Genomic DNA, 21,632 nt, shown 5'->3' on the forward strand with positions numbered 1-21,632 from the left:
CTTCCCGAGACTACTGCTTGGTCAACTCAAACCCCATCAGCACGCCGTCATACCCCGACAATAGGCTGCTAATTGTCTGTAACGTAGAGTTCTGCGTTTTCGAGGCTATCGTGGTCAACACATTGATCAACTTCTCTACGTCAAAGAGAATCTCCATCGTATTACCGGTTTTGGTTATTGTGGCATCCATCACCATCACCGGGATGCGGCCACCCACCAAGGCAAAGGTTACTACAAACTTGCCACTCGGCTCATCCTTCACAATATAACCATTCAACTTGGCACTACCATAATTCATGACCATCGTCGTGTCGGCAAACGAGAAGGAGACCCGCGACGAGGTGATACCCGCTTTCTGATAATAGGTAGCCAACTTATTCTCGAGTGTTGAGGCAACCATCTCTCCTCCGGCCGATTTCAAAAGATCTTCACTCTCAAACTTGCATGCCGGAGCCGAATAACGCCATGTGCCAGCCAAATCGGCCACCGTGAGCGTAGCATCTTTGTTGGTTATTGCACCCACCACCTTATTGACGGTCGATGAATTTAACAGATTGTCCAGCGAAAATTGTGCTTGGGCACTACTCCCAAATAAACATAGCCCACACAAGGCCAATACCCAGCTTTTCATACTTAATCTTTTTTTATCTTTTACTCTGCCACAACAGGGACAAGCCACGGGGCTATTATTTATAGCCAAAGCAGTCCACCGTTATGCAATTAATCACATGCAAATATACATCCAAAATGAGAAAAAATGGTGTTCCATCTCTCTATTTTTCGGCTCTGTTACAAAGAGAAAAACCAAAACCCGATAAAATATTGGGCATAAAAACATCTCATCATCGAACCAAAACCGGGCTGCCATGTTATTATAGGCAGAAAGGGCGCTCGAGAGAAATTCCAAGCACAGTAACGGTAAAAGGAGGAGCAGCCATTGCGAGCAGACGAATATTCCACCGGCCCCTTTCCCTACTAAAAAAGGCAGGTATCCGTCCAGGGATAGGGCGCATACCTGCCTTACCTTTTTCCAGTGATTTATAAACCTTATGCTTCGTTGGGGCAACTGCCTTAATGCAACGGCCGGCCTATGCTGCGATAGACAAATCCAAGTTCTTTCATCTCGGCCGGGTCGTAGATGTTGCGGCCATCGAATATCACGGGCGACTTCATGGCTCGACGCACGGCATCCCAGTCGGGCATGCGGAACTCTTTCCACTCGGTAACGATGAGCAGAGCATCAACCCCGGCCACCGCTTCATAAATATTCTCGGCATACTCTACCCGGTCTCCTACCCGACGCCGACATTCGGGCATGGCCACGGGGTCATACACCCGCACACTGGCCCCTGCCCCACACAACCGGTCGATGAGAATCAAGGCCGGAGCCTCGCGCATATCGTCGGTCTCGGGTTTGAACGAGAGTCCCCACACGGCAAACTTGCGTCCGGCGAGATTACCCTCGAAATAGTCGTTCAACCGACGATAAAGCAACTCTTTCTGCGACTCATTCACCCGCTCTACAGCCTCCAGAATCTGCATATGACAGTTGTTCTCCTCGGCCGTCCTTATCAAGGCCTTCACATCCTTGGGGAAACAAGAGCCTCCGTAGCCGCAACCGGCATAGAGGAAGCGGCTGCCTATGCGATCATCGGCACCGATGCCTTTGCGCACCGCACCCACATCGGCCCCCACCTCGTCGCACAACAGCGCAATCTCGTTCATGAAACTGATGCGCGTCGCCAGCATGGCATTGGCAGCATACTTGATCATCTCGGCCGAAGGTATATCGGTAATGATAATACGATACTTGTTAATCATGAAAGGTTTGTAGAGCTTCTGCATCAAGGCCTCGGCCCGTTTGCTCTCCACACCCACCACCACACGGTCGGGGCGCATGAAGTCGGCAATGGCATTTCCCTCTTTCAGGAATTCGGGGTTGGAAGCCACATCGAAATCGATCTTCACCCCACGTTTGTCGAGCTCGCTCTGTATGGCAGCCTTCACCTTGCGGGCCGTGCCCACCGGCACGGTACTCTTGGTCACCACCACCAGATAGTCGTTCATGTAGCGGCCCACGCTGTGAGCCACATCGAGCACATAGTGCAAGTCGGCCGAGCCATCCTCGTCGGGAGGTGTGCCCACGGCACTGAACAGAATCTCCACCCCGTCGAGGCAGGTCGATAAATCGGTGGCAAAACGCAACCGTCCTGCCTTCATATTCCGGATAACCATCTCGTCGAGACCGGGCTCATAAATGGGGATATCGCCCTGTTTGATGCGGGCAATCTTCTCTGCGTCGATGTCCACACACACTACATCTACACCTATCTCGGCAAAACAAGTTCCTGTAACCAGGCCTACATAGCCTGTACCCACTACCGCTATTTTCATATATTTTACACTTTATAGCGCAAAAATATAAACATTTTTCGAGCCTGCCCTCTTTTTTGTCGAAATCGTCGAAAAAAGCGACCAACAACTCCGCTTCAAGAGGAAGAATGTGCATACCAAAGTCCTCACTCCAAATCTCTTATCTACTTAATTTATATTGTTATACCTAACAAAAACCGGCCGTCGGCTGTTCTATGTGCAGATTTTTTCTTATCTTTGGAGCGATTTTCGACTTATGCGAAAGTGTATCAGATACATTCCAAGGTTACTTCTTATACACTTTACTCCCCTTTTTGATAGAAGGGACTTAAAACGGACAAGCATGAAAATAAAAGATATTCTCTTATACGGCGCAACCATGCTATTGTTAGTATCTTGCGCAAAGGAAGACCAACAAGTCGATTCGGGATATGGGACCATAGATGTACAGGTTTCGGCCGATTATCAAGTAGTGCCTGTCACCCGATCGAGTGCCGAGACGACCGAGACGACCGAAACTCCGCAGAATCCCGATGTCAGTGAATTTGCCCTGAAACTGGTCTCCACCGATGGGAGCTTCTCCCGCTCGTGGGATAGCCTGGCCGACTTCGACCCCGCCGAAAAAATACCCGTGGGCTCCTACACGATGAGTGCATATTATGGCGACCTCGAAGACGAGGGATTCGACAAGCCTTACTATTTGGGTCAAAGCGAAGTATCGGTGCGCTACCGCGAGAACTCGCCCGTCGAGATACACTGCACGCTGGCCAACGTGAAGGTGACCGTCGAATATTCCGACGCCTTCAAGAAATATTTTGCCGACTATGCCACCACCATACATGCCGCCGAGGGTGACTATGTGAAATTTGAAAAAGAGGAGACGCGGGCTGCCTATGTGAAACCTGGCAAGATAACCATACAGACCTATCTGAAGAAACAGAACGGTATCGAATCGACCTTCGAACCGGCGGCCATCGAAGATGCCAAACCACGGCAGCACTACCGCATCAAACTCGACATTGCCGACAATGCCGCCGGCGAGGCCCAACTCAACATCAGTTTCGACGAAACCACCGAGACCCAACCGGTCACCATCAATATCTCCGACGAAGTGATGGAGGCCCCTGCGCCGTCGTTCCTGCCGACCGGGTTCGTATCGGGTACCCCCCTCGAAGTTAAAGAGAACAGCTACCCCGACAACAAGCAGGTAAACATTTCGCTCACAGCCAAAGCCGGCATTGCCGCCTGTACCCTCACCACCTCGTCGGCCAGCCTCGAGAGCGAAGGTTGGCCTCGCGAAATAGACTTGATGGGCATGAGCCAAGAGAACAGCGCCCTGCTTTCGCGTCTGGGATTGAAACTGAAAGGCTTCTCCGGGATGGGCAGCAAGATGGGATTCATCGACTTCTCCGAGGTCTTTGCTCACCTGCACACCACCGATGGGAGCGACCAGCACACCTTTACCCTCTCGGCCAAAGACACCTATGGCAAAGTGAGCGAAACGCCTATCACCCTCTCGGTCAAGAGCATACCCATCACCTTTGCCCTGCACACCCCCAAAGCCGTATTTGTGGGCAGCAAGAGTGCCACCATTCCCGTAGAATTCGACGGAGCCTATATCGACCAGATCAAATTCAGCTACCTCAATGCCTCGGGATCGAGGGTAAACAGCACCTCGTCGGTCGTATCGAACGAAGGCAACCTCTACCAGATAAAGATATCGATCGAGGCAACCGACAAGCCCGTAGAGGTAGAGGCCTCGTATGCCAATGGCGCCAAAACGGCCACCACCTCGATACCGGTCAAGACGCCGGCCTTTACCATCACGGCCGAGGAGTATGACATCTGGGCCCGCCGGGCCACCGTCAAACTCACGGCCACCGATCCCCAGTATCAGGATGCCGTGAACCGTTATGCGACACTCTTTGCCAACAGCACCGGCCAATGGGAGCCTGTAGCCTCGACCTTCAGCCAAGGGCTGCGCACTATCACCGGGCTCACCCCCGACACCCGTTACCAACTGCGGGGCTCGTGCAACAGCGGGCAGGACAACGTCAATTACAGCGGCGACTGCACCCTGCGCACCGAATCGGCAGCTGCCGTGCCCAACGGAGACTTCGAAACCCTTGTACAAACCATCTCGATACAAGATATGAAACAGGGTGGCGAATACTCGGTATGGCCCGTCAACTACCAGAACACCTGCAGTTTCACCATACAGGAACCCACAGGCTGGGCCAGCGTCAATGCCAAGACCTGCAACACCAGTGCCGCCAACCAAATGACCTGGTTTGTCATCCCCTCGACCTACAACACCACCCTCACCTGGGACGCTTATCGCAGCTTTGCATCGAGCACCGTGACCCCCGATCTCTATCGCGACCTCACGGCTCAAAACGGCAGCAATGCCATGGTGGTGCGCAACGTGGCCTGGGATGCCAACGGTACCACACCAGCCACCTCGGGCGGAGCCTTCAATACCACCTACTACAACACCAACGTGCCCAACATTGCCAACCGCTCGGCCGGCAAACTGTTCCTGGGCAGCTATACCTATAACGGGGGCACCGAGACTTACAACGAAGGGGTCAACTTCGCCTCGCGACCCTCGGTATTGAAAGGTTGGTACAAATATGCCAACGACAGCAACGACCCCACCGAGACGGGTGTAGTAACCGTGACCCTGCTCAACGGGCAGACGGTTATCGGCACGGGCTCGACCCACCTCTCGGCCGCAGCCGACTACACCGAATTTTCGGTGCCGGTAACCTACTCGGTTACCAATCGAAAGGCTACCTCGCTGCGCATCATGATCACCTCGTCGAACCACGCCTCCTACAACCAGAGCGAAGAGACCGCCGCGATAAAAACCTCCGTCTCGAACGGCCAGTACGAATCGGCCTCGCGTGGTGCGACACTTACTATCGATAACTTAACGTTCACCTATGAATAAGACAATGCACAACTCTATGAGAAATATATTGGGCATCTCGCTCGCCGTAATTTTGGCCGTGACTACGGCCTCATGCGACCGAGAGAAATTTACCTACGACCTGGGTACCGAGACCCCTTCGGGAAAAACCGGCACCCTCGACCTATCGACCTTCGAGGCCGTTCCCAACAACGACACGCAAATAGTAGAGAAGACGCCCGTGAGCCGAGCCGTCGATACTGGCGATTTCACCGTACAGATATATCCGGCACAAGGGCACGACACCCTCACCTGGAAATACCGCGAAATGCCCGAAATTGTCACCCTCAACATAGGGGAATACAAGTTGGCCGTATTCTCACACAAAGTGCTGCCGGCCGAATGGGAACACCCCTACTACTATGCCGACAAGGCCTTCAACATCGAAGAGAATCGGGTAACCCAACTCGACACGGTGGTATGCACGCTACAGAATATAAAAGTTACGGTCACCTACTCCGAAGATCTGAAGTCGTTCATGGGCAGCGACTGCAAAGTGACCGTCGATATAGGCTCGGGGACACTCGACTTCTCGCAGACCGAGACCCGGGCGGGTTACTTCCGCTCCGACAGCGAGAGCAATCTGCTCATCGCCACCTTCACCGGCACCATCGACGGATACGAAGAGGTGAACCGCATCCAGGTCGATAATGTAAAAGCCGGCGAATGGCGCAAGATACACTACGATATCAAACGGCCCGAACCGGGTAGCGAAACGGGTGGAGTAACCCCCTCGGTAACCCTTGATGCCTCGTGCGAGACCATCGACCACGAGGGTAACGTGACTGTCGAGGAGGAGATTATTCCCGATCCCAATCCCGTCGATCCGGGTTCCGACCCCGATCCAGACCCCGAACCGGGCGAAGCTCCCCAAATCACCAGCGAGACCATCCAACTGGGCACCCCCGTCACCATTACCGACGGCATGAAAGTGGTAGTCGATATTACCAGTTCCGACCCGGCCGGACTCACCGGACTCACTGTCGATATCGACTCGCCCACCCTTACCCCCGACGAACTTTCGGGCATGGGGCTTTCGGCCCATCTCGACCTGGTAAACCCCGGAGCCTTGAAAGAGGCTATCGAAAGTCTGGGCTTCCCCACCGAGAGCAATGTGCTGAACCAACCGAAAGTAACCTTCGACATCAGCGACTTCATGCCACTGCTGGGGCTGCTGGGTGCCGGCACGCACAACTTCATCATCAAGGCGACCGATGCACAAGGCACCACCACCGAATCGCTAATCCTCGTAACCGAATGATATGAAATACGATATAAAAAAATACTTGGCTTGCGCACTCCTCCTCATGGTACTCTTCACCGCCTGCAAGGAGGAGGAGATGGCCTTGGGCGAAGGGGCGGTGCGGCTGAGCGTAAACGTATCGGGCGACGTGTCGGTAGTCACGAGAGCCGTTGACCCCGGCATCTCGGCCTCCATGCAAACCCGCATTTACAGCAGCAAAGGGCTCATCCGCTACTACGATGCGACGACCCCCATGCCCGAAACCCTCAACCTGGCCAGCGGTCAATACCACGCCTTTGTACTGGCCGGCGACTCGGTTCCTGCAGCGTTCAATACCCCCTATTACACGGGTTCGACCGACTTTACCGTGCGTAGCGGCGAAACTACCTCGGCCAGTGTAACCTGTACCATAGCCAATACGCTGGCCACCGTCGCCTTCGACCCCGCCCTGGACGAAGTGGTTACCGACTGCAAAGTAAAGATATTCACCACGACGGGCGAGCTCTACTTCACCGAAGCCACTACCGACTCGGTGGGATACTACATGTTCAGTGGCAAGGAGCGTAACCTGGCCTGGACCTTCGAAGGGAAGAAGACCGACGGGAACAGCTACACCCAATCGGGGGTGGTCGAGCATGTAAACCCTGCCACCAAATATGCCTTTACCTTTAACTTCGATCCCGACGGTGCAGCCACCGGCGGTACCTTCCTCGACGTGAAGGTAAACGAGGCCACCATCGACTCGACCCACAACGTAGTCATCACCCTGCGGCCGCAGATCGTAGGCGACAAGTTCGACCTGAACGAACCGCTCTACTACGAGACCAACGGTGGCAGCGAGACCTCCCTGTGGGTAAATGCCGCCACCAAACTGCAACGGGTATGGCTCTCGTGCGACAAACTCACAGACCTGGGATTCCCCACCGACTCGATCGACTTCCTGGCTGCCAACGGTAGCCTGGCTGCCGACTTCCAGTCTCGAGGCATTTCGTGCAAGCATACCTACCAGGAGGATAAAGACCTCTCCAATGCCAAGATTACTTTGTCCGAAAGTTTTGTACAATCACTCCCCGGCGACGAATATACCTTCACGATAAACGCAATCGATGCCGCCGGTAAAGACAACACCGCCACTCTGTCGCTTGTCGTGTCGGATGCCATCGTGGTGACCGAAGAGGCCGAACGGTCCAGCATTTGGGCTCGTCGGGCCACCCTGCTGGGCTCCGTGGTGAAAGAGACCTCCGAGCCCCTCTCCTTCCAATTCCGCGAGGCAGGCACCGACAGTTGGACTTCGGTTCCGGCCAGTCGCTCGGGCATGACTCTCTCGGCCCAGTTGACCGACCTCACCCCGGGCACTACCTATGAATACCAGGCCATGGCCGGTACACAGGCATCGGTAAAGACAGCCACCTTCACCACCGAAGCGGCTACCGCTTTGCCCAACAGCAGTTTTGAAAACTGGCAGACCCTCTCGTCGAGCGCCATGGTCATGTATGGGCCCGGCGAAGAGATGTTCTGGGACAGCGGCAACCACGGGTCGGCCACCCTGAACAAGAATGTGACTTCGCCCGACGAGACCTACAAGCACAGCGGTCGCTACTCGGTAAAACTGCAATCGCAGTTTGTGGGTGTGCTGAGTTTCGGCAAGTTCGCGGCCGGTAACCTCTTTGCCGGTCAATACCTGCGCACCGACGGTACCGACGGCGTGCTCAGTTTCGGACGCCCCTTCACCTCGCGTCCTACCAAGCTGAAAGGGTATATCAAATACACCCCTGGGACCGTCGATTACTCCAGCACCAGCGACTTACCCACCGGAGCCACCGACATCGGTAACATCTATATCGCCATCGGCGACTGGAGCGAACCCATAGAGATACGCACCAAAGACAAAAAGCTCTTCGACAAGAACGACGAGAAGATTATCGCCTATGGTGAAAAGGAACTCACCAGTATAACGCAGGGAGCCGACGGCGGCCTGCTCGAATTTGAAATACCGCTCGACTACCGCTCGCTCGACCGAATTCCCAGCTACATCGTTATCGTAGCCTCGGCCAGCAAGTATGGCGACTACTTTACCGGCAGTACCGGCAGTACCATGTGGATCGACGACTTAGAATTGATTTATGAATAAACTTATCTATCCCATACTTGCCCTGTTCCTGTTGATTCCCGGCCTGGCCAAGGCCGAGGAATTCGACCGGGGCATTGTGCTCAACACCTTCATTCCCAAAGGTCAGTGGGTAGTGGGCAACTCCATCTCCTACTCGGAGTACAGCAACAACAACTACCAGTTCCTCGTCATCGAGGGTATCGACGGCATAGGCTACAACTTCAAGGTGAGCCCCATGTTCTGCTATATTGTCAAAGACAATCTGGGACTGGGCGGGCGATTTGCCTATGAGCGTAGCCTCACCAAACTCAACAGCGCCTCGATACAGATTGGCGACGACCTCAACTTCGACGTAAACAATGTCTATAACCTCAGCCACACCTACTCGGGCATGGCCATCATGCGCAACTATATCAGTATAGGAAACAGCAACCGGTTCGGGCTCTTCAACGAACTGCAACTCAACCTGGGTGGCGGCGAGTCGAAGATGGTAAACGGCTCGGGCGATGCTCTCACCGGCACATTCGAACGGTCGTTCAACCTCAAGATTGGTATTGCTCCGGGACTGATGGCCTTTATCAACGACTACACGGCCATCGAGGTAAACGTGGGCGTGCTGGGTTTCAACTACAGCCATGTGAAACAGACGACCGACCAGGTTTATACCGGCAAACGGTCGCAGAACCTGGCCAACTTCAAAGTAAACATTTTCTCCTTGGGATTAGGCATCGCATTTTATTTATGAAACACTGGAAATATATACTCATCGCCATAGGTCTCGCCCTCCCTGGTCACACGCTTCTGCAGGCTCAGGAGCTTGACTCGACAGCCGTAGCGACTCCCATACAGGAGTCGGCTCCTGTGGTTTCAATCGAAAAAGAGACTCCCGTGACACAACCCGACACGATTGTGAGGAAACGAGGCTTCAACCGAAAAAAATACACGCGAGGGTTGAAGAACTACTTGTTTATTCCTAAGAAACAGTGGATTATGGGCCTTACCCTCTCGCACGGCGAGTTTGACAGCAAAGACAACAACCTGTTTATCTTTGTCAAGGATTTCAATTTCAAAGGCAATATCACCACACTCAATCCTTTTATTGGATACTTCATCAAAGACAACGAGTGTATTGGTATCAAACTGGGATACAGCCACCTGAGTGCCAATCTCGACAATCTCAGCATCGATATCGACGAAGATATGCAATTCAACCTGAGCAACATGCGCTACCTGGGCGAGACCTTCTCGGCCTCAATCTTCCACCGGGCCTACATCGGTATCGACCGCAACAAGCGGTTTGGCTTCTTCAACGAAACCGAGCTGGCCTTCTCGAGCGGCTCGAACCGCTTTGTGAGAGGCAGCGACGAAAACCTGCGCAATACCAAGACGACTACCTCGGAAATCAAGTTGGGATTGAACCCGGGATTCTGTGTCTTCATCATGAACAACATCAGCACCAGCGTGTCGTTTGGCGTGGCCGGTCTGCGCTACGGCACCATCAAACAGACCACCAACAACGTAGAGACCGGTAGCCGCCGGTCGAGTGGTGCCGACTTCAAACTCAACCTCTTCAACATCAACATTGGCATGTGCCTGCATATATAGAATGAAAACGATGCGAAAACATATCATCTCTCTCTTCCCGCTGCTCGCGATGCTCCTGCTCGCAGGGTGTATCCAGAACGATATTCCCTACCCCCGCATCAAGGCGCAGATACTCGCTATCGCCGCCAAAGGTCAGGTGGGGAGTGCCACTATCGACAACGAAAACCGCACCGTGCGGATAGAACTGGCCGACACCATAGACCTGCGTCATGTGCGCATCGAGTCGCTCACGGTTACCGAAGGGGCTACGACCACCCTGCCGGCCGACTCGACCATCGACCTCTCCAGCAACTACACACTCACCCTGTCGATTTATCAAGACTACACATGGACCATACAGGCTACCCAGAACATAGCCCGTTCGTTCAGTGTCGAGGGGCAGATTGGTTCCCCGGTATTCGATGCCTACAACCACCGGGCCATCGCCTACGTCAACAAGGATGCCGACCTCTCGAACATACACATCACCGAACTGGTACTGGGCCCGGCAGGAATAACGACCTACTCACCGCAGATCGAGAACATCACCGACTTCTCCCTGGGATTCCAGAAGGTCGTGGTGGTCTATCACGACATCATGGAGGAGTGGACTCTCTACATCGTGCCCTCGGAGAGCGAAGTCTCGACCGACGGAGTCGATGCCTGGACCAACGTGGCCTGGCTGCACGGCAGTGGCAAGGAGGGAGCTCAAAACGGATTTGAAATCAAGGAGGCTACCGCCGATACCTGGGAGAAGGTGCCCGACGAATACATCACCCACGACAAGGGCTCTTTCACCGCCCGCATGATCCACCTCAAGGCCAACACCACCTATGTGTGCCGTGCCGTATCGGGCGACCTCGTGGGCAACGAGGTAACCTTTACCACCGGAGCCCTGGCCGAACTGCCCAACGGCAGTTTCGACTACTGGAATTTGGCCGGCAAAGTGTGGAATCCCTGGCCCGAGGGCAGCGAGAATTTCTGGGACACCGGCAACAAGGGGGCAACCACCCTCGGCGACAGCAACACCCAACCGACCGACGACACCTGGTCGGGCACCGGACAGGCGGCCAAACTGGCTACCAAGTTCGTGGGCATCGGTTCGCTGGGCAAACTGGCTGCCGGTAACATGTATGTGGGTAACTACATCCGCACCGACGGTTCCAATGGCGTGCTCAACTTTGGCAAACCCTTCACCCAGCGGCCTACCCGCCTGAAGGGATACTTCAAATACACCACAGCGCCTATCAACAAGACCAACAGCGACTTCACCTCGCTCATGGGTCAGCCCGATACTTGCCAGATATATATTGCCCTGGGCGACTGGAGCGAACCGGTAGAGATTCGCACCAAACCCAGCGACCGCAAGGTATTCGACAAGAACGACCCGCATGTGATTGCCTATGCCGAGATGTCGTCGGGAGAGTCGGTACTGGAATACACCCCCTTCACCCTCGAACTCGAGTACCGTGATACGGCCCGCATCCCCTCCTACATCATTGTAGTAGCCTCGGCCAGCAAGTATGGCGACTACTTCACGGGCGGCGACGGCAGTGTGCTCTTTATCGACGACTTCTCGCTCGAGTACGACTACTGACGCCTTGCCAGCCCACGGCGGTAAAAAACATAACAAAGGCCCCCGATGCTCGTTTCTGCATCGGGGGCTTGTGTTACTACTCATCTGCCCGACAAGGAATCCCCCCAAAAACGAAGAGCTATACCCTTAGCGGATACAGCTCTTCGCGATCATATATATGACCGCCTCTCTCTTCAAAATTCATGCGACTTCGCATAAGCCGCTATCGTCAATGGGGATACTCAAGGCATATCCCCGACTCAAATATGACGACTCACTTCTTGCCCTTGGCCCGGGCCGGAGCATATTTTATGGGAACTCGGTCGCGCGACATGGCCCGTACCACCAGCCACACACCGGCTATCACAAACGGGATACTCAACCATTGCCCCATATTGAGCGACATCGAAGCCTCGAAAGCCACCTGGTCGTTCTTGATAAACTCGATCAGGAATCGCGACAGGAAAGTACCGATGAGGAAGGTACCGAAAATGAGCCCCTCACGCTCCTCGGCATTGCGACGCCAATACATGTAGAGCAACAGCCCGAAGAGCAGCAGATAGCACAGAGCCTCATAAATCTGTGTCGGGTGCGAGGGTGCCGAGAATACGGGAGGTGCACCGGCCATCCACTCGGGCAGGTTCACGACAAAACGGAATCCCCACGGCAACGAAGTCTCGTGCCCGTAAATCTCGTGGTTCATCAGGTTACCCGTGCGGATGAGAGCCGCCACCAGAGCCACCGGGACCACCAGCCGGTCGAGTGTCCACAACATGCTGCGGTGAGTCACCCGACGCGAATAAATCCAGATAGCGATGAGAATACCGATAGCCCCACCATGACTGGCCAAGCCGCCTTTCCATATCTTCAGAATCTCAATCGGATGCTGCGAATAGAGATCCCATTCATAAAACAGGCAGTGCCCCAAGCGGGCGCCTATGACCATGGCCACCACCACATAGATAAACAGCGAGTCGAGCCACTTCACATTCAGTTGCTCGTGACGGAACATGCGATCCATCATGCTGTAACCCACGATAAACCCGATGGCAAAAAACAAGCCATACCAACGGATCTGGATAAACCCGTCATACAGGGCCGGGCTGGCTGTCCAAGTAATAAAATCGGTAATCATATCTATAAAACAATGCTCTGTCTATGAGAGATAGACAGAGCAAAGATAGTGAAAGTCGGAAGCAGAAAAAACAAGTTCGCTCGATTTTTTATGCCCAACCACCTCCTTCCTACAGAAAAGAGATCGGGCAATCGGCGAAAACATACCCGCTTCGCCTCAATTACAAATGGGACATCAAACCAGGCGACGCACCAGTTCGTCGCGGTCGCCATAGAGCAAATCGATAACCGGAATCTCGATGAGCGTGTAGCAACCGGGACGCTGCAACATGGCGGCACGGGCCGTACCCACCAAGATCTGAGCCGTCAGAGCCGGGTTGTTGATGGTCATGTCGAACTCGAAACGCTGGTTCTGCGTCTTGCCCGAGACACCCTTGCGCACCATGTTCACGCCATGGCCCATATCCTTGAGGGCATCGACACTATCGACCCGAATCACATGAGTCTCGTCGTGAGCAAAGTAGTCGTCGCTCTTGATGGCGCGCTCTACCTCGTCAAACTTATACCCCTCCTCGAGTTCGATGTAAACCATGCGGCGATGGATGCCCGTGCCCAGAGGTATCGTCATCGACAAGGCCGCTTTCACACCGGCAATCGCCTTCACGGCCACCGTGTGACCCATGCTCATGCCGGGGCCAAAGTTGGTATAGGTAATCCCCTTGGGCGCGCAAGCCTCCATGAGGGCACGCACCACCGAGTCGGTGCCCGGGTCCCAACCGGCCGAGATAATCGCTACCGAGTTGTGAGCCTTGGCCTGGGCATCGAGCGTCTTGCGCAGGTCGCCTATCTGGGTGTGAATATCAAAACTATCGACCGTGCGGATGCCCTTCTCGAGAGCCTTCAGGGCATAATGCTCTACCTCGCGGGTAGGCGTACAGAGAATAGCCACATCGACAGCCTCGAGTTCGTCGAGCGAAGTAACCACCCGATAGTCGGCCAACTCCCGGGGAATATCGGTAACACGACGACGCACCACACCCGCAACTTCAAAGTCGGGCGCAGCCTGCAAGGCCTCCAAAACAAAATGACCAATATTGCCATAACCCACGATGGCAGCTCTAATTTTCTTCATAACTTATTCATTTTTAAAATTTGGGGTATAAAGATACAAAAAAATCACCAAATACAATTCTATGGAATCACTTTCCAATCCACAGTCTCTGCCACATGATTCAATGACTATCCGACCACATCTCACACTGCTCCATGATGGTATTCAATGCATCTTCCTGCCCTTCGGGCGGATAGTGATACTTGCGTAGTAATCTTTTCACAAGCCGCCTCATCCCGGCTCGGGCACTCTCCTTCAGGTTCCAGTCGATGGTCTTGTTGCGCCGCAGGGCATCGGTAAGTTCTCGGGTAATGGCCAGCAGCTGGTCATTTGTATAGAAGTCGCGCACCGCCTCGGGCTTGGTCAAGGCATCGTAGAAGGCCAGCTCCTCCGACGTCAGATTCAACGCCTCGCCCACCTTCTCGCCATCGATAATTTCGCGTGCCGTCTTCAACAGCTCCTCGATCACCTCCTCGTTGGTCAACATCCCCTTCAGATAGTTGCTCATGGCTCGAGCGAGAATCTCCGAAAACTTGGCCGCCCGCACCGTATTCGTGCGGCGATAAATCTGCACCTGCTCGGCAATGAGTTTGCGCAGTAACTCCACAGCCAGATTTTTCTCCTTCATGCGGCCTATCTCTTCGAGAAATTTCGGGTCAAAGAGCGAGAATTCCTCCTTTACATCCGAGAAGAGATTGATAACCCCTTCGCTCTGAATACTCTGCTTGAGCAACTCGTTGATGCGTGCGTTAATCTCGCGGAATGAAATCTTGCCCTTCCCCTCGACTCGAGTCAACAACGTGCGCACCGCCTCGAAATAGGCCGCCTCGAGCCGCTGCTCACTATTCAACATACTCTGACACAACGACAGGGCCTGTCTGAGCAAAAGCGACTCCTTCACGTAACGCTCCTTGACTTCAGCCCGCTCGGGAGCCTGCAGAAAGTCGGCACCGCCACTGATGGCCCGGGCCCGCTCCAGATCCGACACCTCGCGGAATCCACCATAATCAAATCCATGCAACAAATCGCGGCACACCTCCAGTTTCTGCTCAAACTCCGGATAAGCGGTCTTGGCAATATCCGGATCCCCATAGTTGCGACGGTCGCGCTGCGTATAGTCGTTCATTGCCTGCTTCAAGGCTGAGGCAATGCCCACATAATCGACCACCAGTCCGCCCTGCTTGTCGCCAAAGACCCGGTTCACCCGAGCGATAGCCTGCATCAGATTATGCCCTGCCATAGGCTTATAGACATACATCGTAGCCAGTGAGGGTACATCAAAACCCGTTAGCCACATATCTACCACAATCACAATCTTCAGTGGCCCGTCGTTATCCTTAAAGCGCCGTTCCAAATCTTTTTTGTGGGCATCGTTGCCTATAATCTCGCGCCACTCCTCGGGGTCCTTGTTGCTCGAGGTCATCACCACGGCCAACTTCTCGCTCCAGGCCGGGCGCATGGCCAGCAGCCGGCGGTAAATCTTCATTGCAATAGGCCGCGAATAGGCCACAATCATCGCCTTACCGGTCTGTTCCCACTGGCGGAACTCCTCGTAGTGTTTCACGATATCCTCACACAGCGACTCCAGCGTTTCGTCGGCACCCAGTATCGAGTCGATGCGGCCCAACTCGCGTTTACTCTTTTCGATGGCATACTCCTCGGCCTCTTCGGCCATGGCATCATACTCGGCATCGATACGGCGCAGCGTCGCCTCATCGAGCTTGAGGTTAATCACGCGGCTCTCATAGAAGACGGGACGCGTAGCGCCATCCTCCACCGCCTGGGTCATATCATACACATCGATATAGTCGCCAAACACCTCTCGAGTCGAGCGGTCTTTCTGCGAAATCGGTGTCCCCGTGAAACCGATGTAGGTCGCATTGGGCAACGCATTGCGCACCAACCGGGCCGCACCGATGCGTACCCGTCCCGTGTGCGGGTCGATATGCTCTTCCAGCCCATACTGGCTGCGATGTGCCTCATCGACCATCACCACAATGTTACGCCTATCTGAGAGAGGACCGTCACTCTCCTCAAACTTCTGCATCGTCGAGAAGAAAATGCCGTTGGCCTCGCGCCCGGCCAGCAACTCACGCAAATGGGCACGGCTCTCGGCCTGCACAGGCACCTGCCGCAAAAAGTCGCTGCACTGTGCAAACTGTCCATATAGCTGACCATCAAGGTCGTTGCGATCGGTCAGTACCACAATCGTAGGCGAGGTCATAGCCCGCTGCAACCGCTTGGCAAAAAAGACCATCGACAGCGACTTGCCACTGCCCTGCGTATGCCAAAACACCCCGCCACGGCCGTCGGTCTCGGCAGCACGAAGGGTCGATTCCACCGCCTTGCGCACCGCATAGAACTGGTGGTAGGCACTCAATATCTTCATCTGCCGGCCATCCTTCACCGGGCAGCAAATGAAACCACCCAGCAACTCGACGAAGCGACTCTTCTCAAACATACCTCGAAAGAGCACGTCGAAATTGGCATATCGCCTGTCCTCTTCCCCACCGTCCACACTCTTCCACTCCATAAAGCGGTCCTCGCCCGCCGTGATGGTTCCAGCCTTCGTGATAGCCAGATCGCTCATCACACAGAAAGCATTGTACACAAAGAGCGAAGGTACCTCCTGCATATAGTTACGCAGTTGGGCATAAGCCTCCGACACGTCGGTCCCCTCGCGCGAAGGCGACTTCAGCTCGACCACCACCAGTGGCAGACCGTTTACGAAAACCACCACATCGGCCCGTCGCACCGACCGCTCCTCGACCGTCCACTGGTTGGCCACCATAAAGCGGTTATGCAAGGGCAAATCATAGTCTATGAGCCTCACCAGAGCCGATTGTGGCTCACGCCCGTCGAAGTAGTTGACCGCCACACCATTCTGAAGCATATCGGTAAAGCAGGCGTTTTTCTGCACCAGCGACCCGCTCTCGTGGTTGCGGATGCGGGCGATGGCCTCGTCGATAGCCTGCTGCGGAAGCCCGGGATTGAGCCGGGGCAACACCTCGCCAAGTATATCGAGACAGAGCGGCTCACTGTAGTCGCGCTCTACATCGGGACCGTAGAGATATTCATACCCGAGCAGGTCGCGGAATATCTCGAGTATCGCATTTTCAAAATGAGCTTCGGTAAAAGGCATAAGGCTGTTTTTATTTATCCGATGTATCACAAAAATACTGATCTATTTTCTCTTTAACACTTGTATAAAACTCTTTGTCTTCAGAACTAACGTCTTTATCAGTTAAATAATATGCTATCTCTTTATTGATGTTATCTTTAAGATTATGATCATATGAATCAACTGAAACATATAACAAATTATCCTCAACAATCAACTGAACCTCTATGTAATTGATACAAGAAGTTGCTATTAAATATCCTGCGCAATAAGATTCATTTTGATTTTGCCCCAGAACTGAAAGACGGAATTTTTTATTATTATCTTTTGATAAAATCCCTGCGTATAATGCCATTGTTCCCATTTTAGAAGATTGTTTTACAAATCGTTCCATTTTTGACACAGACTGACTGACTTTTTCATCTGAAACATTATAAAAATTCTGACGTATCTCATTAGTATTTGATTCTACATGATCTATCTTATTCAATATTTTTTGAATATTAAATTGCAAACTACCTGCAGATTCAGAATATGCTTTAGTTGCAACTTGAACTTTTTCTGCAGCTTCTCGAATTTTTTCAGCAGCCTCTTGTGATTTTTCAACTTGACCAGACGAACGGCTATTACTGTAAAATGAATATATTATCGTGATAATGGCTAAAATAATTGAAATCAAAGCAGATGCCAATGAAACAAAATCGAGCACATTTCTATCCCCATAAAAAATATAAGATAGAATAATGATTGCCAGAATAGTTAAGATACTGGAGATAAATATATATCCTTGCCAAGACTGCTCTTGTTGCTTCTTAATTCTATATCCAGAAAGAAGCACAAGCGCAATAACAATAACCGTGCAGCATATAACAATCGTTTGCACAATGCAAGGGGTAAGTAGTTGGTTCATGATGATAATATTTTAAGTTTTTTACTCTTTTATTTCTCCCTTCATTAACTTCGGCAGCAGGGTGTCGCGAAGAGTGGAAAGATGTTCATTCTCCATACCATTTCTGTAAATCATATCATAAATGGGCTGCAGCATATTATTAAATTCTTGTATTCTATTCTTATCCGGAATAAGAATAGCTTCTTTATTTAGGAAATCTGTAATATTCAAATTTTTTATCCCTGTTGTTCCATTTTCATAACTGAACATTATATTTTTGTTATAAAGATACTGCCAATACAAATAAATAAAAAAAGAATAACCCGAGACAGGTTTCAAAGCACGACAGAAATTCGTACAAATTACATCCTTACCCAAACCACGAATTAACGAATTAGTAATTAAGCAGATCCGACCCGTAGATTGAGTTAGACTTCCTCCCGAAATTTCTACAACAAGATCGTTCTCCGACAATTTTTTATTTTGCAAATTCTTTTCCAAAATAAAACGAGTAGGAAGGTTTCCTTTATCACCACATTTGATATTTGGGATATCAGCACCTCTAATACAATACACCTCTGATAAGTAGTTCCCTTTGGGTACTTCTTGCCCCCAATCTCCGCTTAATGTAGTTTGAATAATATCTTTAAAAAATCCAGACTTACTTTTTAGCGATTCATTATCTATGAACCACGACTTAAAGAGGGCTTGCGCCTGCTCCTCCAGATTTGTATTAATGCGGCGATTCAATTCGATTTTATCGTCCAATGCTCCCAAGATACCTGCAATCTTCCGCTGCACGTCAAGAGGTGGCAAATGCAGTATTTGATTTTCAAAATCTTTTTTCGTTAAATGCAACATCACGCTCCCGTGCGTTCCTCCAAGATTGTATTTTGTATGTATGATCAAATAATAGTAAAAGAACTGTCTATCTATAATTTCTGTATTCTCTTTTAATTTCCATATATGATAATGATAAATGCATTTCCCCCCTCTCCAAATATATGGAGCGAAACCACAGGACCAAGCATATAATAAATCCCCATTATAGCAATATTTATCATCTGGTAGTTCCAAATCGGAATAGTACCAATTATTTCCTTGAAATATATTACCAACTCTAAGAACAGGATACTCTCCTCGATTTAATAATTCTTCCTGTTTATATGCTCGTCCATTTATAACTTGACATATCTCCCCCAGCCTGTATGTTTTCCACTCACTCATTCCACTTTATTTTAATTGATTGAATCATGAAAAGCCATATTATCAATTCTCTTTTGTTCTTTCTGGACAAAAGCACATAATTCTTTTTCGAATATGTTTTTCTTCGCTATTAAATAGTTAGAAATCACATGACAAAAGATATTCATTAAATTTATAGCCCTATCCAAATCATTCGTTTTCATGCTGAGTATCTTTTGAATATCCTCTTCACTCTCTGGTGCAATTTCTCGTGACAGCTTCACCATCGTTGAAATTATATTGGTTAACTCTGAGGGAAAAATTACGCGGCTTGTATTGTACAAATTGAGAATGGATATATCTCTGACCCATTCTCCATATTTCTGGCGCATCTGACTCAAAACCATCAAAACACTCTTTACCGATTGGTTATTATCGTACTTTACCAATTGGATGTCAAGCCGATTATTGTCAGACCGATCTTGCGCAGCCAACTGGTCTATAAAATGCCTGTCATCTTCAGAAAAAATTCCCTGAATCAGTTTCATAGAATAATCGGCTACAACGATGGGCTGCATTGAATCATTCATTTTCATCAGGTTTTCAACCAACTCATCCAATCTTTTCTGTTCAATTTCACGTTGCATCAACAAAAGTTGCAACTGCCGATTTCTTTTATTTTGTTTGTCAGAAACATAAATAGCCCTATAAGCTATAAGCATAGCCACAAAAGTAACTATGGAACCTATCGCTGTCCAATCAATAGTATATAAATCGAAACACATACGCCTCACCCGATTTTAAACCCAATACTTTCCAATTGGCGGCGTATCTCGTCTTCCAGTGCGTGCGACCGGTCGAACAGCTGGGAGAGCTCGGTGGTCAACCGCTCCATTTTCTCCTCGAAGGGTTCGCCGTCGTCCTCGGTGGGGGCTATGCCCACATAGCGGCCGGGGGTGAGGATAAAGTCTTGCGCGGCAATCTCGTCGGTGGTGGCTATGGCGCAGAATCCCGACTCGGGCTGGAACCGGCCCTCGGCATAGGCCCAATAGGTATCGGCTATGCGCTGTATATCACCCCGGTGGTCGGGCTGGTCGCAGTCGGTGAGCTCACGTAGCTTGCGGGTAACCAGGCTGCCGAGGTTGCGGGCGTCGATAAAAAGGGTGTGGCCCGGCTGCGCTTTGGCTTTGCTGAAGAACCAGATGGAGACGGGTATCTGTGTCGTGTAGAAGAGTTGCGAGGGCATGGCCACGATGCAGTCCACCAGATCGGCCTCGATGAGCCGACGCCGTATATCGCCCTCGCCGCCACTCTGGCTCGAGAGCGAACCGTTGGCCAGCACCACCCCGGCCCGCCCCGTGGGGGCGAGGTGATGGATGATGTGTTGTATCCAGGCAAAGTTGGCGTTGCCGTTGGGCGGTGTGCCGTATCGCCAGCGCACATCGTCGGCCAGCTTGTCGGCACCCCAGTCGCTGAGGTTGAAAGGGGGATTGGCCAGCACGAAATCGGCCTTGAGCGTGGGATGGCAATCGTGAAAGAAGGTATCGGCACTGTGCGGCCCCAGGTCGGCCTCGATGCCCCGTATGGCGAGGTTCATCTGCGCCATCTTCCAGGTGGTGGGGTTGGAGTCTTGCCCATAGACCGAGATGTTGTTGATGTTGCCGGCGTGGCTCTCGACGAAGCGGGCCGACTGTACAAACATGCCGCCCGAGCCGCAACAGGGGTCATAGACACGCCCGCGGAAGGGGCGGAGCACCTGCACGAGGGTCTTGACCACACAGGCCGGGGTGTAGAACTCGCCGGCCAGCTTGCCCTCGGCCTCGGCAAAGCGCGACAGGCAGTATTCGTAGGTGCGGCCGAGTATATCTTTCGAGTCGCCGTGCTCGTGCATGCGTATATTGGTGAAGAGGTCAACCACATCGCCCAGGCGCCGCTTGTCGAGTTCGGGGCGTGCGAAGTTCTTGGGCAAGATGTCTTTGAGTCGCCGGTTCTCACGCTCGATGGCCCGCATGGCATTGTCGATAACGGTACCTATCTCGGGGGTGTGTGCCTGGGCGGCAATGGTCTCCCAACGGGCCTCGGCAGGAACATAAAAGATATTATCGGCCGTATATTCGTCCTTGTCCTCTTCGAACCCTTCACCCTCATCGACCAACTGGCGGAATTTGGTTTCGAACTTGTCGGATATGTATTTCAGGAAGATAAGGCCCAGGACTACCGACTTGTACTCCGACGCGTCGATATTGCCGCGCATCTTGTCAGCTGCCTTCCAGATCTCCTTCTCAAAGCCTATATCGGCTGTATTCATGGTTGCCATAGTTTTTTCTCGCAAATGGAATATTTGGAGTAAAGGTAACAACTTTTACAAAAAAAATACAATTTGTGAAATAAAATA

At 52.0% G+C, this 21,632-nt stretch carries 15 protein-coding genes; 6 read left to right on the forward strand and 9 right to left on the reverse strand.

Annotated elements, in window-relative coordinates; all coding sequences use genetic code 11:
• Nucleotides 1-10 precede the first annotated feature (10 nt).
• Together B5G10_RS05785 and B5G10_RS05790 are read right to left on the reverse strand one after the other, a co-directional pair.
• The gene (locus B5G10_RS05785; RefSeq protein WP_087423793.1) at nt 11-631 is read right to left on the reverse strand and encodes a DUF4923 family protein; all 621 of its coding nucleotides are present in this window, start codon (nt 629-631) and stop codon (nt 11-13) included.
• 440 nt (nt 632-1,071) lie between these two features.
• Nucleotides 1,072-2,394 carry a UDP-glucose/GDP-mannose dehydrogenase family protein gene (locus tag B5G10_RS05790; RefSeq protein WP_087423794.1) on the reverse strand — a complete coding sequence of 441 codons (1,323 nt, stop codon included), beginning with the start codon at nt 2,392-2,394 and terminating at the stop codon, nt 1,072-1,074.
• Nucleotides 2,395-2,752: 358 nt separating this feature from the next.
• On the opposite strand from B5G10_RS05790, the gene B5G10_RS05795 reads away from it, so the two are divergent.
• From B5G10_RS05795 to B5G10_RS05820, 6 genes are read left to right on the forward strand one after another with little or no spacing between them, the layout of a single operon-like run.
• Nucleotides 2,753-5,326, forward strand: a complete 2,574-nt coding sequence (locus B5G10_RS05795; RefSeq protein WP_158098784.1) for a DUF4493 domain-containing protein — start codon at nt 2,753-2,755, stop codon at nt 5,324-5,326.
• Between the two features lie 16 nt (nt 5,327-5,342).
• Nucleotides 5,343-6,605 (forward strand): DUF4493 domain-containing protein, encoded by a 1,263-nt coding sequence (locus B5G10_RS05800; RefSeq protein WP_158098785.1) that lies wholly within the window; start codon nt 5,343-5,345, stop codon nt 6,603-6,605.
• 1 nt (nt 6,606) lies between these two features.
• Entirely contained in the window at nt 6,607-8,718 is a 2,112-nt protein-coding gene (locus B5G10_RS05805) for a DUF4493 domain-containing protein (protein WP_087423797.1), read from the forward strand.
• On the forward strand, nt 8,711-9,442 hold the full coding sequence (locus B5G10_RS05810; protein WP_087423798.1) for a hypothetical protein: 732 nt from the start codon (nt 8,711-8,713) through the stop codon (nt 9,440-9,442). Before B5G10_RS05805 ends, B5G10_RS05810 begins: the two co-directional genes overlap by 8 nt.
• Nucleotides 9,439-10,302, forward strand: coding sequence for a hypothetical protein (locus B5G10_RS05815; RefSeq protein ID WP_087423799.1), 864 nt, complete (start codon nt 9,439-9,441; stop codon nt 10,300-10,302). Before B5G10_RS05810 ends, B5G10_RS05815 begins: the two co-directional genes overlap by 4 nt.
• 1 nt (nt 10,303) lies before the next feature.
• Nucleotides 10,304-11,878, forward strand: coding sequence for a PCMD domain-containing protein (locus tag B5G10_RS05820; RefSeq protein ID WP_087423800.1), 1,575 nt, complete (start codon nt 10,304-10,306; stop codon nt 11,876-11,878).
• A 253-nt stretch (nt 11,879-12,131) separates the two neighbouring features.
• Here the strand turns inward: B5G10_RS05820 and lgt are convergent, their stop codons facing one another.
• The 7 genes from lgt to B5G10_RS05855 all read right to left on the reverse strand — a co-directional run bounded on the left by lgt (nt 12,132) and on the right by B5G10_RS05855 (nt 21,554).
• Nucleotides 12,132-12,989 (reverse strand): prolipoprotein diacylglyceryl transferase, encoded by an 858-nt coding sequence (lgt, locus tag B5G10_RS05825; protein ID WP_087423877.1) that lies wholly within the window; start codon nt 12,987-12,989, stop codon nt 12,132-12,134.
• A gap of 177 nt (nt 12,990-13,166) precedes the next feature.
• Nucleotides 13,167-14,063 carry a diaminopimelate dehydrogenase gene (locus tag B5G10_RS05830; RefSeq protein WP_087423801.1) on the reverse strand — a complete coding sequence of 299 codons (897 nt, stop codon included), beginning with the start codon at nt 14,061-14,063 and terminating at the stop codon, nt 13,167-13,169.
• A gap of 100 nt (nt 14,064-14,163) precedes the next feature.
• The gene (locus tag B5G10_RS05835; protein ID WP_087423802.1) at nt 14,164-17,184 is read right to left on the reverse strand and encodes a type I restriction endonuclease subunit R; all 3,021 of its coding nucleotides are present in this window, start codon (nt 17,182-17,184) and stop codon (nt 14,164-14,166) included.
• A 10-nt stretch (nt 17,185-17,194) separates the two neighbouring features.
• Entirely contained in the window at nt 17,195-18,073 is an 879-nt protein-coding gene (locus B5G10_RS05840) for a hypothetical protein (protein ID WP_206396548.1), read from the reverse strand.
• A 21-nt stretch (nt 18,074-18,094) separates the two neighbouring features.
• On the reverse strand, nt 18,095-19,279 hold the full coding sequence (locus tag B5G10_RS05845) for a restriction endonuclease subunit S (protein WP_087423803.1): 1,185 nt from the start codon (nt 19,277-19,279) through the stop codon (nt 18,095-18,097).
• 11 nt (nt 19,280-19,290) lie between these two features.
• Nucleotides 19,291-20,022: a hypothetical protein gene (locus tag B5G10_RS05850; RefSeq protein WP_087423804.1), complete on the reverse strand. Its 732-nt coding sequence runs from the start codon at nt 20,020-20,022 to the stop codon at nt 19,291-19,293.
• Between the two features lie 5 nt (nt 20,023-20,027).
• On the reverse strand, nt 20,028-21,554 hold the full coding sequence (locus tag B5G10_RS05855) for a class I SAM-dependent DNA methyltransferase (RefSeq protein WP_087423805.1): 1,527 nt from the start codon (nt 21,552-21,554) through the stop codon (nt 20,028-20,030).
• Nucleotides 21,555-21,632 lie beyond the last annotated feature (78 nt).

It is taken from the genome of Barnesiella sp. An55 (genome assembly GCF_002161555.1).
GTDB classification, from domain to species: Bacteria; Bacteroidota; Bacteroidia; order Bacteroidales; family Barnesiellaceae; genus Barnesiella; species Barnesiella merdipullorum.

Coding starts and splice junctions, on each gene's coding strand:
- B5G10_RS05810 (WP_087423798.1), top strand. CDS start 8,711: ATGAATAAACTTATCTATCCCATACTTGCCCTGTTCCTGTTGATTCCC.
- B5G10_RS05855 (WP_087423805.1), bottom strand. CDS start 21,554: ATGGCAACCATGAATACAGCCGATATAGGCTTTGAGAAGGAGATCTGG.
- B5G10_RS05830 (WP_087423801.1), bottom strand. CDS start 14,063: ATGAAGAAAATTAGAGCTGCCATCGTGGGTTATGGCAATATTGGTCAT.
- B5G10_RS05800 (WP_158098785.1), top strand. CDS start 5,343: ATGAGAAATATATTGGGCATCTCGCTCGCCGTAATTTTGGCCGTGACT.
- B5G10_RS05850 (WP_087423804.1), bottom strand. CDS start 20,022: ATGTGTTTCGATTTATATACTATTGATTGGACAGCGATAGGTTCCATA.
- B5G10_RS05815 (WP_087423799.1), top strand. CDS start 9,439: ATGAAACACTGGAAATATATACTCATCGCCATAGGTCTCGCCCTCCCT.
- B5G10_RS05805 (WP_087423797.1), top strand. CDS start 6,607: ATGAAATACGATATAAAAAAATACTTGGCTTGCGCACTCCTCCTCATG.
- B5G10_RS05840 (WP_206396548.1), bottom strand. CDS start 18,073: ATGAACCAACTACTTACCCCTTGCATTGTGCAAACGATTGTTATATGC.
- B5G10_RS05790 (WP_087423794.1), bottom strand. CDS start 2,394: ATGAAAATAGCGGTAGTGGGTACAGGCTATGTAGGCCTGGTTACAGGA.
- B5G10_RS05785 (WP_087423793.1), bottom strand. CDS start 631: ATGAAAAGCTGGGTATTGGCCTTGTGTGGGCTATGTTTATTTGGGAGT.
- B5G10_RS05835 (WP_087423802.1), bottom strand. CDS start 17,184: ATGCCTTTTACCGAAGCTCATTTTGAAAATGCGATACTCGAGATATTC.
- B5G10_RS05820 (WP_087423800.1), top strand. CDS start 10,304: ATGAAAACGATGCGAAAACATATCATCTCTCTCTTCCCGCTGCTCGCG.
- B5G10_RS05845 (WP_087423803.1), bottom strand. CDS start 19,279: ATGAGTGAGTGGAAAACATACAGGCTGGGGGAGATATGTCAAGTTATA.
- B5G10_RS05795 (WP_158098784.1), top strand. CDS start 2,753: ATGCTATTGTTAGTATCTTGCGCAAAGGAAGACCAACAAGTCGATTCG.